The organism is Maritalea myrionectae DSM 19524, from assembly GCF_000423365.1.
Classification (GTDB): domain Bacteria; phylum Pseudomonadota; class Alphaproteobacteria; order Rhizobiales; family Devosiaceae; genus Maritalea; species Maritalea myrionectae.
On sequence record NZ_AUHV01000001.1, the window covers coordinates 1 to 1,321 of the forward strand.

Annotated in this window: 1 protein-coding gene; it reads left to right on the top strand. The window is 47.5% G+C overall.

Annotated elements, in window-relative coordinates; translation table 11 throughout:
- Positions 1-150: 150 nt before the first annotated feature.
- On the top strand, positions 151-735 hold the full coding sequence (locus G549_RS18275) for a hypothetical protein (RefSeq protein WP_036220646.1): 585 nt from the start codon (positions 151-153) through the stop codon (positions 733-735).
- Positions 736-1,321 lie beyond the last annotated feature (586 nt).

Consider the following 1,321-nt stretch of genomic DNA (forward strand, 5'->3'; position numbering starts at 1 on the left):
CGTTGCCAAGTCTGCTAAAAGCAAAATTATCTCTACGATGTAAAATATACAAAAAACCCCACCCGCTAGAAATAGCCGGTGGGGTTTCTTGCGTTTAGGGGAGTGTTAGGTCTAACATCACTCATCCGACGAACTCTTGAAGGTTCCGCCATGGTGGCTTTTCGCCGTCGAAGGTCGTTCATTTTTCTTACCCTCGCTCTGATTTTCCTTGCGAGCACACTGATTCTTTATGTCGGGTCGTCCCCATTTTGGTGGTATGGCTTTTATCTGACCGCGATTGCTGGCGCGGCGAGCCTTCTCGCACCACCATCACAGCACAGTTTTACAGCATCGGGACTTTTGTTCTTCTATCTCGCCTCTGTCTTTATGGGAATCGGTGTAGAGGCTGTCCGCATCTTCTTTGATTTGTGGCACTACACACCGATTCTAAACGGCATCGCCGGCGTGGCCGGCTTTGTGCTGGTGGGCTATTTTTTGATGATGTTTGCGATGGCGATGGTCTATGAACAAGCGATTCTCCGCGTCAAAGCTTGGCCGCCCGGCGCGATTCTTCTATTTGCGCTACTGATTCTGCCAGTTGAAATTGCGAATCGATTTGTTCCTGTATGGGAAGAGCCGAATTTTCCATGGGTATATCTGCTATTTGGCGTCGGTTATGCCATTGAAGCGATCGTTGCTGTCCTGGTGTTCCGAGCAGCATTCCGGCCAAAAGGCGGGGAAGCGCATCGGCTGTAAGCATGTTGTCCCCAATCAACCTGCCGCGATGGTGAAATATGGGCCCGAATATGAAATAAATGAAGGGGCCAAGATAAAAGGTGTTGACTCTAACCGGGGCAACCCTTATCACCGCCCACAGCTTGAACGAAACGGGCGGCACCGCCAACTGAAGAATTCGAGTTAACTAATTGAAAGTAAATTCAAAATTTTCAATTAGGGTGTTGACAGGATGAGATGATCAAACTATCTACACCACTCTGAATTGAGTTTGTTTTTAACAGATGATGTTCAGGTCGCTTTCCGCGAAAAACTTTTTGAGTTTTAGCTGAAAGATTTGGTTGACAGGCTAATCCGTTAGTCTTATAACCCCCAAGCGCTGACCAAACTGATTTGCAGTTTGACAGTGCTTCCATAAAAAGGCAGTCTGTTCTGCCGGTTCGCCGGTAAGAGAATGCTTTGCGGTTGTGACAGAAATTGATCAGCCGATGACATCTAGCCTTCGTGCTGTTTGTCGGTTCTTTGACATTGTGAAGAAAAGAAGAAAGAGAAACGTGGACGGCGAGGTCCTTGCGGATCTGGTTTTACCAGATCATCAAGACTTCGA